The organism is Variovorax paradoxus, from assembly GCF_029919115.1.
Lineage (GTDB): Bacteria > Pseudomonadota > Gammaproteobacteria > Burkholderiales > Burkholderiaceae_C > Variovorax > Variovorax paradoxus_O.
Map to the genome: position 1 here is coordinate 361,335 of NZ_CP123990.1, position 14,891 is coordinate 376,225.

Sequence of the window (14,891 nt, forward strand, 5' to 3'; positions counted from 1 at the left end):
TTCCTTTCATGATCGATATACGCCGCGTCTTCACCCATGTCGAGCACATCCACCACGAGTTCGGCCCGCGCGCCGACACCCCGTTGGTGCGCGGTGCCATCGGCGCGGTGCTGACCAATCCTTTTGCGGGCCGCTACGAGCCCGACATCCTGCCGATGATGGCGCTGCTCGACCCCGTGGGCGTCGACATGGCGCACAAGCTGCATGCCGCCATGGATGTGCCGCTCGAACAGATCGCCACCTACGGCAAGGGCGCCATCGTCGGTGCCGCGGGCGAGCTCGAGCACGGCGCGCTCTGGCATGTGCCCGGCGGCTACGCCATGCGCGAACTGCTCGGCTGGAAGGGCAGCCGCGCCGCCTACACCGCGGGCAAGGCCGAAGAAAAAACCGGCCAGCCCGGCAACGCGCTTTCCATCGTGCCCTCGACCAAGAAGGTCGGCCCGCCCGGCGCGGCGCTCGACGTGCCGCTCACCAACATCAACGCCAGCTACGTGCGCGGCCAGTTCGACGCCATTGAAGTGCGCGTGCCCGGCGCGCCCGCGGCCGACGAGATCGTCTTCATCCTGGCCATGAGCACGGGCTACCGCGTGCATGCGCGCGTGGGTGGGCTGCTCGCCAAGGACATCAGCAAATGGGACGGCCTGCGCTGAGCCGGCCCTACAGAGACAAGAAGGAACACAAGACATGACCGCCAACATCCGCAAGCTCGTCGTCCAGGTCGACGAAACCCGCAAGGAAATGGGCAAGGACATCACGCCGCCCACGCGCCGCGCGGTGGCCATCGCCGTGATCGAGAACCCCTATGCGGGCCGCTTCAGCGAGAACCTCGACGAGCTGATCGCCATCGGCGAAGAGCTGGGCGCGCTGCTCGGCCAGAAGGCCGTGAAGGCACTTGGCATCGAGCCCGGCCAGGCGCAGAGCTACGGCAAGGCCGCCATCGTGGGCGAGAACGGCGAGCTCGAGCATGCGGCCGCCATCCTGCATCCCAAGCTGGGCGCGCCGCTGCGCGTGGCCGTTGAAAAGGGCGCGGCGCTGGTGCCTTCTGCCAAGAAGCGCGGCACGCTGGGCACCGCCATCGACGTGCCGCTCGGCCATAAAGACGCCGCCTTCGTGCGCAGCCATTTCGACGCCGTCGAAGCCCGCGTCTCCGATGCGCCGCGTGCCAACGAGATCGTGGTGGCGGTGGCCATTACCGACAGCGGCCGTCCGCTGCCTCGCATCGGCGGGCTGCAGGCCAGTGAAATCAAGGGTGAAGACGGGCTTCGCTGAATCCCAACCACGCACCCTCCGCATCCACGTCGTCCAGTTTTTTCTCCCTTTCGATCCCAAGGAGTTTCCCCATGAACCCATTGCGTCACGTCTTCAGCGCCGCGGCAGTTGCCACACTGGCTACCGCACTCGTTCCTGCCCATGCCCAGGGCGTGATCAAGATCGGCGAGGTCAACAGCTACAAGGCCCAGCCTGCCTTCCTGGAGCCCTACAAGAAGGGCATGGAACTGGCTGTTGAAGAAATCAACGCCAAGGGCGGCGTCAACGGCCGCAAGGTCGAGCTCATCACGCGTGACGACAACGCCAACCCCGGCGACGCGGTGCGCGTGGCCGAAGAGTTGGTGGCGCGCGAGAAGATCGACGTGCTCACCGGCACCTTCCTGTCGAACACAGGCCTGGCGGTGGCCGACTTTGCCAAGCAAAAGAAAATCTTCTTCCTGGCCGGCGAGCCGCTGACCGACAAGATGACCTGGCAGGGCGGTAATGAATACACCTTCCGCCTGCGCCCCGGCACCTACATGCAGGCCGCAATGCTGGTGCCCGAGGCGGCCAAGCTCAAGAAGAAGCGCTGGGCCGTGGTGTACCCCAACTACGAATACGGCCAGTCGGCCGTCGCTGCATTCAAGACGCTGCTCAAGGCTGCGCAGCCCGACGTGGAATTTGTGGCCGAGCAGGCGCCGCCGCTCGGCAAGGTCGATGCGGGCGCGGTGGTGCAGGCGCTGGCCGACGCCAAGCCCGATGCGGTCTTCAACGTGCTGTTCGGCGCCGACCTTTCCAAGTTCGTGCGCGAAGGCAATACCCGCGGCCTCTTCAAGGACCGCACGGTGGTGAGCGTGCTGACCGGCGAGCCCGAGTACCTCGACCCGCTCAAGGACGAAACGCCCAACGGCTGGATCGTGACCGGCTATCCCTGGTACGGCATCCAGACGCCCGAGCACAAGGCCTTCTTCCTTGCGTATCACGGCAAGTACAAGGACTACCCGCGCCTCGGCTCGGTGGTTGGCTACACCATGATCAAGTCGGTGGCGGCGGGCATCGAAAAAGCCAAGAGCACCGAGACGCCCAAGCTCATTGCCGCCTTCAAGGGCCTGCAGGTCGACTCGCCCTTCGGCAAGATCAGCTATCGCGCCGAAGACCACCAGTCGACCATGGGCGCGTTCGTGGGCAAGACCAGGAACGAGAACGGCAAGGGCGTGATGGTCGACTACACGTACTTCGACGGCGCCAAGTTCCAGCCCACCGCCGCCGACGTGAAGAAGTCGCGCGCCGCGGACTGATCTTTTCCTTCTCTCCCCCGGAACGCTTGCACCCATGAGCCTCTCGTCCCTGCTGCTTCAGTTCCTGACCGGGCTGTCGTCGGCTTCGTCGCTGTTCCTCGTGGGGGCCGGCCTTTCGTTGATCTTCGGCGTTACGCGCATCGTCAACTTTGCGCATGGCTCCTTCTTCATGGTGGGTATCTACCTCGCCTACACGCTGGTAGAAAAGCTCGGCACGCTCGGCTTCTGGCCGGCCGTGCTGATTGCCGCCCTTGCGGTGGGCGTGATCGGCGCGCTGATCGAGATGGTGCTGCTGCGCCGCATCTACAAGTCGCCAGAGCTGTTTCAGCTGCTGGCCACCTTTGCACTGGTGCTCGTCATCAAGGACGCGGTGCTGTACTTTTGGGGGCCGGACGAACTGCTCGGTCCGCGCGCGCCGGGCCTGTCGGGCTCGGTCGAAATCCTGGGCCGGCAATTTCCGACCTACGACCTGTTCCTGATCGTCGTGGGCCCGGTGGTGCTCGGCCTCATGTGGCTGCTGCTCACGCGCACCCGCTGGGGCACGCTGGTGCGCGCAGCCACGCAAGACCGCGAAATGGTCAGCGCGCTGGGCGTGAACCAGGCATGGCTGTTTACCGCGGTGTTCGCGCTGGGCGCCACGCTGGCGGCCCTCGGCGGCGCGCTGCAGCTGCCGCGCGAGCCGGCCACCCTGGCGATGGACCTCAACACGATCGGTGCCGCCTTCGTGGTGGTGGTGGTGGGTGGCATGGGGTCGATTCCCGGCGCTTACGTGGCCGCGCTGCTGCTGTCCGAAATCAAGGCGGTCTGCATCTGGCTGGGCGTGGTCGACATCTTCGGCTACAGCGTGTCGTTCTCCAAGCTCACGCTGGTGGTCGACTTCATCGTGATGGCCATCGTGCTGGTGTGGCGCCCCTGGGGCCTGCTCGGCCGCCCGCAGGCGCCGAGCCGCTACGTGGGCATGCAGGAAGAACCGCTGCGCCGTGCAAGCAAGGGCTACCTGTGGCTTGTTGCCGCGCTGGGCGTGGTGCTGATGGCCATGCCGCTGCTCACCGCCGATTCGCCCTACACCACGGTGCTGATGATCGACCTGCTGATTGCCGCGCTCTTTGCGGCCAGCCTGCACTTCATCATGGGGCCGGCCGGCATGCATTCGTTCGGGCACGCGGCCTACTTTGGCCTGGGTGCTTACGGCGCCGCCTTGCTGGTGCGCGCGAGCGGCATGCCGATGGAGCTTGCGCTGGTCGTCGCGCCGCTGGTCGCGGCCATCGGCGCTTTCATCTACGGCTGGTTCGCGGTGCGGCTCTCGGGCGTGTACCTTGCCATGCTCACGCTGGCTTTTGCACAGATCACGTGGGCGGTGGTCTACCAGTGGGATTCATTCACCGGCGGCAGCAACGGGCTCACCGGCGTGTGGCCTTCGGAGTGGTTGTCGGAAAAGCGCGTTTACTACTGGCTCACGCTGGTGCTCGTGGCAGCGGGCATCTTGATGCTGCGGCGCGTGCTGTTCTCGCCTTTCGGCTATGCATTGCGCGCGGGGCGCGACTCGGTGCTGCGCGCCGATGCCATCGGCATCGACGTCAAGCGCATGCAGTGGACGGCTTTTGTGGTTGCCGGTACCGCGGCTGGGTTGGCGGGGGCGCTCTATGCGTTTTCGAAGGGCAGTATTTCGCCTGAAAGCTTGAGTGTCGACAAATCGGTCGATGGGCTGGTGATGGTGCTGCTGGGTGGCATCCAGACCTTGGCGGGGCCGGTGGTGGGGGCTGTGACTTTCAGCTGGCTGCATGACACGGTGGCTCGCAATACGGATTACTGGCGGGCTACGCTGGGGGCGATCATCTTGCTGCTGGTGTTGCTGTTTCCGCAGGGGATTGCGGGGTTTGCGAAGCAGTTGAGCGAGCGGTTTGTGCGGGGACGTCGTTCGGAAGCGGATATGGCTTTGAAGGAGAAGCGGACTTGAGGGGCGGGTCTGTTTCGGGCGATGGCTTCTTTTGGGGTTCCGAGGCCGGGTGTCGCCCCGGCGGGCGACTCACTTTCTTTGCTTCGCCAAAGAAAGTAAGCAGGGTCGCCTTTTCTTTGCTTACTTTCTTTTGGCGAAGCAAAAGAAAGTGAGTCGCCCGCCGGGGCGACACCCGGCCTCGGGAAGCAAACGATCGGCAGCGGTGAAAAAAGCCAGCCCTCACTCCAACCCTCTCCCAGAGAGAGAGAGGGAGTAAACACATGACACTTCTCAAAGTAGACAACCTAGGCAAATCCTTCGGCGGCGTCAAAGCCGTAGACGGCATCAGCTTCGAACTCAAGGCGGGCGAGCTGCTCGCCCTCATCGGTCCGAACGGCGCCGGCAAGTCCACCACCTTCAACATGGTGAACGGCCAACTCAAGGCCGACCAGGGCTCGATCGTGTTCGACGGCCATGAACTCGTGGGACAAAAGCCCCGGGCCATCTGGCGCCTGGGCGTTGGCCGCACCTTCCAGATCGCCGAAACCTTCGCATCCCTCACCGTGGCCGAAAACGTGCAGATGGCCATGCTGTCGCACGACGGCAAGCTGTTCTCGATGTGGCGCCGCGCAGCGGACCACAAGCGCGAAGAAGCCATTGCACTGCTCGACCAGGTCGGCATGAAGGCACAGGCCGACCGGCCTTGCAGCGAGCTGGCCTACGGCGACGTGAAGCGCGTCGAGCTCGCAATTGCAATGGCCAATGCGCCCAAGCTGCTGCTCATGGACGAGCCCACGGCCGGCATGGCGCCGAAGGAGCGCAATTCGCTGATGGCGCTCACCAAGGAACTCGTGGTTCAGCGCGGCCTGGCGGTGCTGTTCACCGAGCACAGCATGGACGTGGTGTTTGCCTACGCCGACCGCATGATCGTGCTGGCGCGGGGCCGCCTCATCGCGCAGGGCAAGCCGCTCGAGATACGCGACCATCCGAAAGTGCAGGAGGTGTACTTCGGCAGCGGCAAGACCTTCGAGAAGATTGCAGAAAAAGCCGCTGAGGTGAACGCGGCGGTGGGAGCAGCAACGGCATGAGCACGCACGAAACACTGTTGAAGGCCAATGCGCTGTGCGCCTGGTACGGCGCCGCGCAGATCCTGTACGACGTCGATCTCGAAGTGCGGCGCGGCGAGGTCGTCGCGCTCATGGGCCGCAACGGCGCCGGCAAGTCGACCACGCTGAAGACGCTGATCGGCATGCTCTCCAAGCGCAAGGGCAACGTGAGCTTTCTGGGGCATGACATCTCGAAGAGCGAGCCGCACCACGCGGCAAAGCTCGGCCTCGGCTTTGTGCCCGAAGACCGCCGCGTGTTCACCGATCTCACGGTGATGGAAAACCTCGAGGTCGGCAAGCAGCCACCGCGGCGCTGGGCCGACGGCAGCGAGGCGCCGCTGTGGACGCCCGAACGCCTGTTCAAGCTTTTTCCGAACCTCGGCGAAATGCCCAACCGGCCCGGCGGCCGCATGAGCGGTGGCGAGCAGCAGATGCTGACGGTGGCGCGCACGCTCATGGGCAACCCGTACCTGGTGCTGCTCGACGAGCCTTCGGAAGGTGTGGCGCCGGTCATCGTCGAGCAGATGGCCAACATGATCCTGGAGCTCAAGGCGCAAGGCGTGAGCATCCTGCTGTCGGAACAGAACATGCATTTTGCGGAGCTGGTGTCCGACCGCGCCTATGTGCTCGAAAAGGGCCAGATCCGCTACCAGGCCACCATGGCAGAGCTTGCGGCCAACGAGGAAGTGCGCCGCGCCTACCTGAGCGTCTAGCCCGTCGGAGCCTTTGTTTTTCTTCTTTTCCACTAACCACCGGAGCACACCATGCACGACACGCAGCGAAGATACCTTCTCAAGTCCACGGCTGCATTGAGCATGCTGGGTGCCGCCGGGGCGCTGTTCGCGGCGCCGAAGATCAAGCCGAACGACAAGTCTGCGCTGATCGTCATCGACGTGCAGAACTGTTTTGTCGACGGGGGCACGCTGCCCGTCAAGGGCGGCGCCGAGGTGGTGCCGGTCATCAACAAGCTGGCCGAGTCGTTCGAGAACATCGTCGTCACGCAAGACTGGCACACGCAAGGCCATGCGTCTTTCGCGAGCGCGCATGCGGGGCAGAAGCCGTTCAGCAGCATCAAGCTCTCGTACGGCAACCAGGTGCTCTGGCCCGACCACTGCGTGCAGGGCACCGACGACGCGGCCCTGCACAAGGACCTGAAGCTGCCGACCGCGCAGGTCATCGTCCGCAAGGGCTTTCACAAGGGCGTGGACAGTTATTCGGCCTTCGAAGAGGCCGACCGCAAGACCGCCACGGGCCTGGGCGGCTATCTCAAGCAGCGCGGCATCAAGACGGTCTACGTGGCCGGCCTGGCCACCGACTTCTGCGTGGCCTGGACCGCGCTCGACGCGCGCAAGGCGGGCTTCGAGGTGTTTGTGATCGAAGACGCCACGCGCGCCATCGACCTCAACGGCTCGCTTGCCGCGGCATGGAAGCAAATGACCGCCAAGGGCGTCAAGCGCATCCAGTCCGCAGACATCCAGGCCGCCTGAACGCACATCACGCCGTTGCATTCAAACGCACCGCAATAAAAACCAAAACAAACCGACGAACGACGCATGAAGACTTCCATTTCGAGGCGCACCCTCGTGGCGGGCGGCGCAGCCCTGGCAATCGGTCCCGGGCTCCTGCGACCGGCACGCGCGGAAAACGGCGTCACCGACAGCGTCATCCGCATCGGCCAGTCGGCCGTCTTCAGCGGCCCGGCCAAGGACTTCGGCATCGACTACCGCGCCGGCATCAAGCTCTACTTCGACCGCGTCAACAAGTCGGGAGGCGTGAACGGCCGCAAGCTCGAGCTGGTGACGTACGACGATGCCTATGACCCCGCCAAGACCGCCATCAACACGGCCAAGCTGATCGACGAGGACAAGGTCTTTGCGCTTGCGGGCTACGTAGCCACCGGCAACCTCGTGGCCGCAATGCCGCTGGCCGAGAAGGGCGGCGTGCCCATGTTCGCGCCGCTGGTGGGCACCAGTTCGTTCCGCGCCAAGGTCAACCGCCTGCTGTTCCACGTGCGCGCGGGCTACGACCTGGAGCTGCGCAAGATCATCAGCCACCTTTCCACCATCAGCCTCTCGTCGATTGCGGTGGTCTACCAGGACAGCGCCTTCGGCAAGTCGAACCTTGCCACCTGCGAGCAGCTGGCGGCCGACTACAAGGTGCAGGTCGTGAAGACGCTGCCGCTTGCCATTACCGCCGAAGACGCGAAGCAGGTGGTCGCGGGACTGGCCGAGGTGAAGCCCGGCGCGGTCTTGATGATCATGGCCGGGCGCATGGTCGAAGTGTTCATTCGCGACTACCGGGCAGGCGGCGGGGCCGCGCCGCTCTACACGCTGTCGGTCGGCATTACCGATGCGGCGGGTTCGGCCAAGCGGCTCGAGGGCAAGCTTGCCGGGCTGGTCACGGCCAGCATCGTGCCGCCGCCGGAGGCCGTGCGCGTGCCCATCGTGGCCGACTACCAGCGCGACCGGGCGGAGTTCGGCGAGAAGATCGACAGCTACACCACGCTCGAAGGCTACATCGCCTCGCGCGTGATGGTCGAGGGCCTGCGCCGCGGCGGCAAGACGCTCACGCGAGACAGCTTCATCGCCGGGCTGGAGAGCATCGGCAGCACGCGCTTCGGCGATTTCCCGGTCGAATACAGCGCGAGGAACCACAACGGTTCGACGTTCGTCGACCTGGAGATGTACACCCGTGACGGCCACTTGCGGCGCTGAGCCGCTGCAGCTGCAGGTCAACGGGCAGGCCTGTTCGATTGCGGGCGTGCCGCGCGAGGCCACGCTGCTGCACCTGCTGCGCAACGACCTGGGCCTGAACGGGCCCAAGTACGGCTGTGGCCTGGGCCAGTGCGGCGCCTGCACGGTGCATGTCGACGGTGTGGCGGCACGCGCCTGCGTGATTCCCGCACACGGCGTGGCAGGCCGCGCCGTCACCACGCTCGAGGGGCTGGGCACGCGTGGCCATTGGCACCCCGTGCAGGCCGCATTCGAAGACGCACAGGCTGCGCAGTGCGGCTATTGCCTGAACGGCATGGTGATGCAGGCTGCGGCGCTGCTTGCGCGCGATCCGCATGCGAGCGAGGCGCGGATTCGCAGTGAGTTGTCGGGCAACCTGTGCCGCTGCGGAACGCATATCGAAATTCTGGACGCGGTGCAGCGGGCTGCGCTGCGCATGCGCGAGGCGATTCATCCATGAGCACCTTGTCTTGTCCCCTCTCCCAAGGGGAGAGGGAGCAATGCGGGGAGCAAAGGCCATGACGCGGCGCGCCGATCTCCCCCGGACACGCGCGGAGTTTCTCGCCGCCGACGGCGTGCTGCTCGTGGTGCGCGAAACCCCACCTGCGCCTCCTCCCGCCAAAGGCCAGCCCACAGCCGTAGCCGGCAACCCCATCGAAGGCGACGAGATCCTGCTCGCGGTATGGGACGACGGCAGCGCCTCGGCGCTCAACGGCCACGTCGATCTGGGCACCGGCATACAGACCGCGCTCGCGCAGATCGTGGCGGAAGAACTCGACCTGGGCATGCCCTGCGTGCGCATGATGCTCGGCGACACCGCGCGCGCGCCCAACCAGGGCGCGACCATTGCAAGCGCCTCGATCCAGATCCATTCGCAGCCATTGCGCCTTGCGGCTGCCCAGGCGCGAGCCTGGCTGCTTGCGTGCGCGGCGGAGCATCTGGGCACAACCACTGAAGCACTGCAGATTCGCAACGGCGTGGTGCGCATGATCGAGGAGCCCGATCGCCGCGTGACCTACGCCGACCTGGTGGCAGGGCAGCGCACCGTGCTGCGGCTCGACCCCGGCGCACAACCAAAGAACCCCGCGGACTACCGTATCGTCGGCACGCGCCAGCCGCGCGTGGACATTCCCGCCAAGCTGGCGGGCGAGAGCGTCTTCGTGCACGACATGCGCGTGCCGGGCATGCTGCACGGCCGCGTGGTGCGCCCGCCATACGCCGGCGCGGACCACGGCGACTTCATCGGCAACACGCTCGAGTCAGTCGACGAAACATCCATTGCGCACATTCCGGGCATTCGTGCGGTGGTCGTGATCCGCGACTTCGTCGGCATCGTGGCCGAGCGCGAAGAGCACGCGGAGCAGGCCCTGCGCGAACTGCGCGTGGCGTGGAAGCCCTGGCCCGGCATGCCGGACCTCTCGAACCTGGCGCAGGCCTTGCGCGACAACCCGTCGACGCAGCGCCTCTTGGTGGATGAAGGTGACGTCGACGGCGCCCTTGCCGCGGCCGCGCAGCCGATGCACCGCACCTATGTGTGGCCTTATCAGATGCATGCGTCCATCGGGCCTTCGTGCGCGCTGGCCGATTGGCAGCCGCAGGACGGCAGCGGCACGCAGCTGCGCGTTTGGGCCGGTTCGCAAAATCCGCACGTGCTGCGTGCCGATCTCGCCAGGCTCATGGGCGTGGACGACGTGCAGGTCGATGTGGTCCGCATGGAAGCAGCGGGCTGCTATGGCCGCAACGGTGCCGACGACGTGGCCGCCGACGCGGCGCTGCTCGCGCGTGCAGTGGGCGCCCCCGTGCGCGTGCAGCTCACGCGCGAGCAGGAGCATGCCTGGGAGCCCAAGGGCGCCGCACAGCTCATGGAAGTGGATGGCGGCCTGATGGCCGACGGCCGCATTGCGGCCTACGACTTCGAGACCTCCTATCCATCGAACGGCGCACCCACGCTCGCGCTGCTTCTTACACGCACCATCGAGCCGGTGGCGCAGGCCTTCGAGATGGGCGACCGCACGGCGCGCCCGCCCTACGGCTACGACAACCTTCGCGTGAAGGTCAACGACATGGCGCCGATCGTGCGGGCCTCATGGCTGCGCGGGGTGTCGGCGCTGCCGAGTTCGTTCGCGCACGAGTCGTACATCGACGAGCTTGCCACCGCGGCGGGCGTCGACCCGGTTCAGTTCCGCCTGCGCCACCTGAACGACCCGCGTGCCGTCGAGCTGGTGCAGGCCACCGCGCAGAAGGCGGGCTGGCGCATGCGTACCGGCCCGCAGGAAAACGCCGACGGCGGGCTTGGCGCGGGCGGCGACATTCTCTTCGGCCAGGGTTTTGCGTATGCACGCTACATCCACAGCAAGTGGCCCGGCTTCGGCGCCGCATGGGCCGCGTGGGTGGCCGATGTCGAGGTGAACCGCAAGACCGGCGAAGTGCATGTGCGCCGCGTGGTGGTGGGCCACGACGCGGGGCTGATGATCAACCCCGCGGGCGTCGAGCACCAGGTGCATGGCAACGTGATCCAGACCACGAGCCGCGCATTGAAGGAAGAGGTGCAGTTCGCACCGCCGCAGCAAGGCGAAGGCTCTAACGGTGGCGCGCAGCTGCCGGGTGTGTTGCCCACCGGCGTGGTCGCCAGCCGCGAGTGGGGGAGCTACCCGATCATCAGCTTCCGCGAAGTGCCGGTGATCGAGGTCATGCACATGCCGCGGCCCGGCGAGCCTTCGCTGGGTGCGGGCGAATCGTCTTCGGTGCCGGGGACTGCGGCCATTGCGAATGCGATTTTCGACGCGACGGGAGTGAGGTTCCGTGAGCCGCCGTTCACGCCGGAGAAGGTGCTGGCCGAACTGAACCGGGTTTTGCTCCCTCCCCTTCCGGGGGAGGGCGGGGGTGGGGGCGAGCGGCGCTCGAAGGGTGACGCTGCCGTGCCCCCATCCCAACCTTCCCCCGGAAGGGGAAGGGGCAATGCACCTTGGCCTCGGCGCAAGGGCCTCTTCGCCACCGGCGCCGTCCCCCGGAAGGGGAAGGGGCAATGCACCTTGGCCTCGGCGCAAGGGCCTCTTCGCCACCGGCGCCGCCCTCTTCATCGGCGGCATCGGCCTCGTCGCCGGCCTGCTCGGCTGGCGCTCCGCCATCGCCCCCGTTTCGCTCAGCGCCCCGGTCTACAGCGAAGCCACCATCGAACGCGGCCGCGTGCTCGCCGCGCTCGGCGATTGCGCCGTGTGCCACACCGAACCGGGCGGCGTGCCCAATGCGGGTGGCCGTGCGATGGAAACGCCCTTCGGCACGCTCTACACCACCAACCTCACGCCTGACGCCGACACCGGCCTGGGCCGTTGGTCATTCAGCGCCTTCCAGCGCGCGATGCGCGAAGGCGTCTCTCGCGACGGCCATCACCTGTACCCGGCCTTTCCGTACACGGCATTCGCCAAGACGAGCGATGACGACCTGCAAGCGCTTTATGCGTACTTCATGTCCATGCCCGCGGTGCGCGCCGAAACGCCGAAGGCCGAGCTGAAGTTTCCATTCAGCATGCGGCCGTTGATGGCCGGCTGGAACGCGCTCTTTCATGACCCGGCACCGCTGCAGCCGGTGGCCACGCAAAGCGCGGAGTGGAACCGCGGCGCCTACCTGGTCAACGGCCTGGGCCACTGCGGCGCGTGCCATACGCCGCGCAATGCGCTCGGCGCGGAACAAGGCGGCAGCGCGTTCCTTTCGGGCGCAATGATCGACGGCTGGGAAGCGCCCCCGCTCACCGGCCTTTCAAGATCGGCCGTGCCTTGGGACGCCGACGAGCTCTACCGCTACCTGCGCCAGGGCCACACGCAGCGCCACGGCATTGCAGGCGGCCCCATGGCCGAGGTGGTGCGCGAACTGGCGCAGGTGCCCGACGCCGACGTGCGCGCCATGGCCACGTACCTCGCTTCTTTCAACCCGGCGCCCGTGGCACAGCCGCAAGCCGCGGCGCAGCAGGTTGTCGACACCGCCGCGCGCAGCCAAGGCCGATTGCTCGGCCCCGCGCAGCGCATGTTCGACAGCGCCTGCGCGTCATGCCACCACGACGGCGACGGCCCCACGCTGCTCGGCGTGAACACGCCGCTTGCGCTGAACAGCAACCTCACGAGCGCACGGCCCGACAACCTGCTGCGCACCATTCTCGACGGCGTGCGCGAACCCGCGAGCCGCGACATCGGCTTCATGCCGGCGTTCCGCGAAGCGCTCGACGACCGGCAGATAGCCGAACTCGCCGGCTACATGCGCGCACGCTTCGCGCCGCAGGAGCCGGCGTGGACCGACCTGCAGGCGCAGGTGGCACGCGCGCGGGCCGCGTCGGGGCAAACAGGCCGGTGACGCGCCGCCAGAACGCGCGTCAAGCCATCCTCAGCGTGCCGATGCCGCTTCGGCAATCACCTTTATCACCGCATCGGGATGCGACGTCATCACCACATGCGACGCGCCCTTGACCACGACGGTCTTCACTGACTTGGCACGCTCGGCCATGAAAGCCATCGCTGCGGGCGGAATGTTCTTGTCAGCACTGCCATAGACGGACCACGAAGGCACCGACTTCCATGCCGGTGCTTCGGAGGGCTCGTTCAATGCCGCCTCGGCAACGGGACGTTGCCCCACGGCCATCAGGCGGGCCTTGCCGACTGGCACGTCGGCCGCGAACTGTGCGGGAAACTTGTCCTGCTGGATGTACAGGTCCTTGCCCCCGTCGGCCAACGGCACCGCGGGCGCGAGCGTCGGGCCGAGCGTGCTGCCCGGAAACTTTCCGGTCAGGCTGAGCGCCGTCTCGCCCGCATCGGGCGCGAACGCCGCCACAAAGACCAGCGCCTTCACATTGCTCTTCCCGCTGGCGGCCGCCGAGATGACCGAGCCGCCATACGAATGGCCGACCAGAACGACGGGTCCCTTGATCGAATCGACGACGCTGGCAACTGCTGCGGCATCGAACTTGGGCCCGCGCAGCGGGTTTGCAGCGGCAACCACCGGATAGTGCTGCGCCTGCAGGCCGCGCACCACGCCGTCCCAGCTGGACGAATCGGCGAAGGCCCCATGCACCAGCACCACCGTGGGCTTTGCCCGCTGCTGCGAATTCGCAGCCGGCTGCGCAACGGACTGAAGTGGCACGAGTGCGGCCAGGCCTGCGGCACCGGCAACCAGGGCCATGCCAATGCGGCGGGAGAACTTTGTCATGACGATTTTTTCCTTGTTCGACGTTGAATGAAAGGCCGGCTGGACAGCCGGCTACGTCGAGTCTAGGAGCGCATGCAGCCCGGCAGGCGTTCTCTGTATGCCTGTGTGTCTACGGAGGGGTTTGCGACATTACCTTTCGAACGAGTGGCGCCTCACTCCTCTCCCGGTTGCCGCGATTTGAAATTTATTGTTGGCAAGACCGGCGCAGATACAGAGGCATACGAAAGCCGCCCGCCTCGCGCGCGCTGCGCCGAACAATCGCTTCCATCAGTTGGGAGATGCGCATCGATCCGGCTGACAAACCTCTTCCAGATTGCCATCACCTACCACCTAAAGGAATTCCAGATGACCGCTTCGCTCCAGTTGCCCCGCCGCTCCTTTCTTGCCAAGGCCGCATTCGGCATGGCCGCCGTGCAGCTGACTTCGATGGTGCCCGCTTTCGCTCAATCCGCCGGCGCAGGCAGCGCCAGGCGGCTCGAGCCGCTCAAGAGCATCGAAGCCGGCAGCCTCGACATCGGCTACTACGAAGCGGGCCCGGCCAACGGCGCCCCCGTCATCCTGCTGCACGGCTGGCCGTACGACATCCACATGTTCGTGGACGTTGCACCGCAGCTTGCCGCCGCGGGCTTCCGCGTGATCGTGCCGTATCTGCGCGGCTATGGCACCACGCGCTTTCTCTCGGCGGACACACCGCGCAATGGACAACAGTCGGTGGTCGCCGTCGACATCATCGCGTTGATGGATGCATTGAAGATCAAGACCGCCACCGTGGCCGGTTGCGACTGGGGCGCGCGCACGGCGTGCATCATGGCGGCGCTGTGGCCGGAGCGCGTGAAGGCGCTGGTGTCGGTGAGCGGCTATCTCATCGGCAGCCAGGCGGCCGGCAAGAACCCCCTGCCGCCCGAGGCCGAGCTGCAATGGTGGTACCAGTACTACTTTGCAACCGAGCGCGGCCGCGCCGGCTACGAGAAGAACCGCCATGATTTCGCCAAGCTCATCTGGCAGCTCGCATCGCCCAAGTGGAACTTCGATGCGGCCACGTTCGAGCGCAGCGCCGTGGCATTCGACAACCCCGACCACGTGGCCATCACCGTCCACAACTACCGCTGGCGCCTTGGCCTGGCCGATGGCGAAGCGAAGTACCAGGCCCTGGAGGACCGGCTGGCCAAGGCGCCGGCGATCGGCGTGCCGACCATCACGCTCGAAGGCGATGCCAACGGCGCGCCGCATCCGCAACCGAGCGCCTATGCGAGCAAGTTCTCCGGCCGCTACGAGCACCGGCTGGTCAGCGGCGGCATTGGCCACAACCTGCCGCAGGAAGCGCCCGAAGCCTTTGCCAAGGCCGTCATCGACGTGGCGCGCGGATAAGGGCCAGCGC

At 66.4% G+C, this 14,891-nt stretch carries 11 protein-coding genes and 1 pseudogene; 11 read left to right on the plus strand and 1 reads right to left on the minus strand.

What is annotated here, in order from left to right; translation table 11 throughout:
• The first annotated feature begins 8 nt into the window (after nt 1-8).
• The 10 genes and pseudogenes from QHG62_RS01710 (at nt 9) to QHG62_RS01755 (ending at nt 12,664) form a co-directional block, all read left to right on the plus strand.
• Entirely contained in the window at nt 9-650 is a 642-nt protein-coding gene (locus tag QHG62_RS01710; RefSeq protein ID WP_281149098.1) for an amino acid synthesis family protein, read from the plus strand.
• Nucleotides 651-684: 34 nt separating this feature from the next.
• Nucleotides 685-1,269: an amino acid synthesis family protein gene (locus QHG62_RS01715; RefSeq protein ID WP_281149100.1), complete on the plus strand. Its 585-nt coding sequence runs from the start codon at nt 685-687 to the stop codon at nt 1,267-1,269.
• A 71-nt stretch (nt 1,270-1,340) separates the two neighbouring features.
• The gene (locus QHG62_RS01720) at nt 1,341-2,546 is read left to right on the plus strand and encodes an ABC transporter substrate-binding protein (protein WP_281149101.1); all 1,206 of its coding nucleotides are present in this window, start codon (nt 1,341-1,343) and stop codon (nt 2,544-2,546) included.
• 34 nt (nt 2,547-2,580) lie between these two features.
• The gene (locus tag QHG62_RS01725) at nt 2,581-4,503 is read left to right on the plus strand and encodes an ABC transporter permease (RefSeq protein WP_281149102.1); all 1,923 of its coding nucleotides are present in this window, start codon (nt 2,581-2,583) and stop codon (nt 4,501-4,503) included.
• A 260-nt stretch (nt 4,504-4,763) separates the two neighbouring features.
• A complete protein-coding gene (locus QHG62_RS01730; RefSeq protein WP_281149104.1) occupies nt 4,764-5,570 on the plus strand; it encodes an ABC transporter ATP-binding protein in 807 nt (268 codons plus the stop codon).
• Nucleotides 5,567-6,301, plus strand: coding sequence for an ABC transporter ATP-binding protein (locus QHG62_RS01735; protein WP_281149105.1), 735 nt, complete (start codon nt 5,567-5,569; stop codon nt 6,299-6,301). Before QHG62_RS01730 ends, QHG62_RS01735 begins: the two co-directional genes overlap by 4 nt.
• A 51-nt stretch (nt 6,302-6,352) precedes the next feature.
• Nucleotides 6,353-7,075: a bifunctional nicotinamidase/pyrazinamidase gene (gene pncA / locus QHG62_RS01740; protein ID WP_281149106.1), complete on the plus strand. Its 723-nt coding sequence runs from the start codon at nt 6,353-6,355 to the stop codon at nt 7,073-7,075.
• 66 nt (nt 7,076-7,141) lie between these two features.
• Nucleotides 7,142-8,302: an ABC transporter substrate-binding protein gene (locus tag QHG62_RS01745; RefSeq protein WP_281149107.1), complete on the plus strand. Its 1,161-nt coding sequence runs from the start codon at nt 7,142-7,144 to the stop codon at nt 8,300-8,302.
• The gene (locus tag QHG62_RS01750) at nt 8,280-8,780 is read left to right on the plus strand and encodes a (2Fe-2S)-binding protein (protein ID WP_281149108.1); all 501 of its coding nucleotides are present in this window, start codon (nt 8,280-8,282) and stop codon (nt 8,778-8,780) included. The genes QHG62_RS01745 and QHG62_RS01750 overlap by 23 nt, the downstream gene beginning before the upstream one ends.
• 58 nt (nt 8,781-8,838) lie before the next feature.
• Nucleotides 8,839-12,664 (plus strand): annotated as a pseudogene (locus tag QHG62_RS01755) (molybdopterin cofactor-binding domain-containing protein).
• Nucleotides 12,665-12,694: 30 nt separating this feature from the next.
• Here the strand turns inward: QHG62_RS01755 and QHG62_RS01760 are convergent.
• The gene (locus tag QHG62_RS01760; RefSeq protein ID WP_281149110.1) at nt 12,695-13,513 is read right to left on the minus strand and encodes an alpha/beta fold hydrolase; all 819 of its coding nucleotides are present in this window, start codon (nt 13,511-13,513) and stop codon (nt 12,695-12,697) included.
• A gap of 345 nt (nt 13,514-13,858) precedes the next feature.
• Here QHG62_RS01760 and QHG62_RS01765 point away from each other — a divergent pair, with 345 nt between their 5' ends.
• Complete coding sequence (locus tag QHG62_RS01765; RefSeq protein WP_281149111.1) at nt 13,859-14,881, plus strand: alpha/beta fold hydrolase; 1,023 nt, start codon at nt 13,859-13,861, stop codon at nt 14,879-14,881.
• Nucleotides 14,882-14,891: the final 10 nt, after the last annotated feature.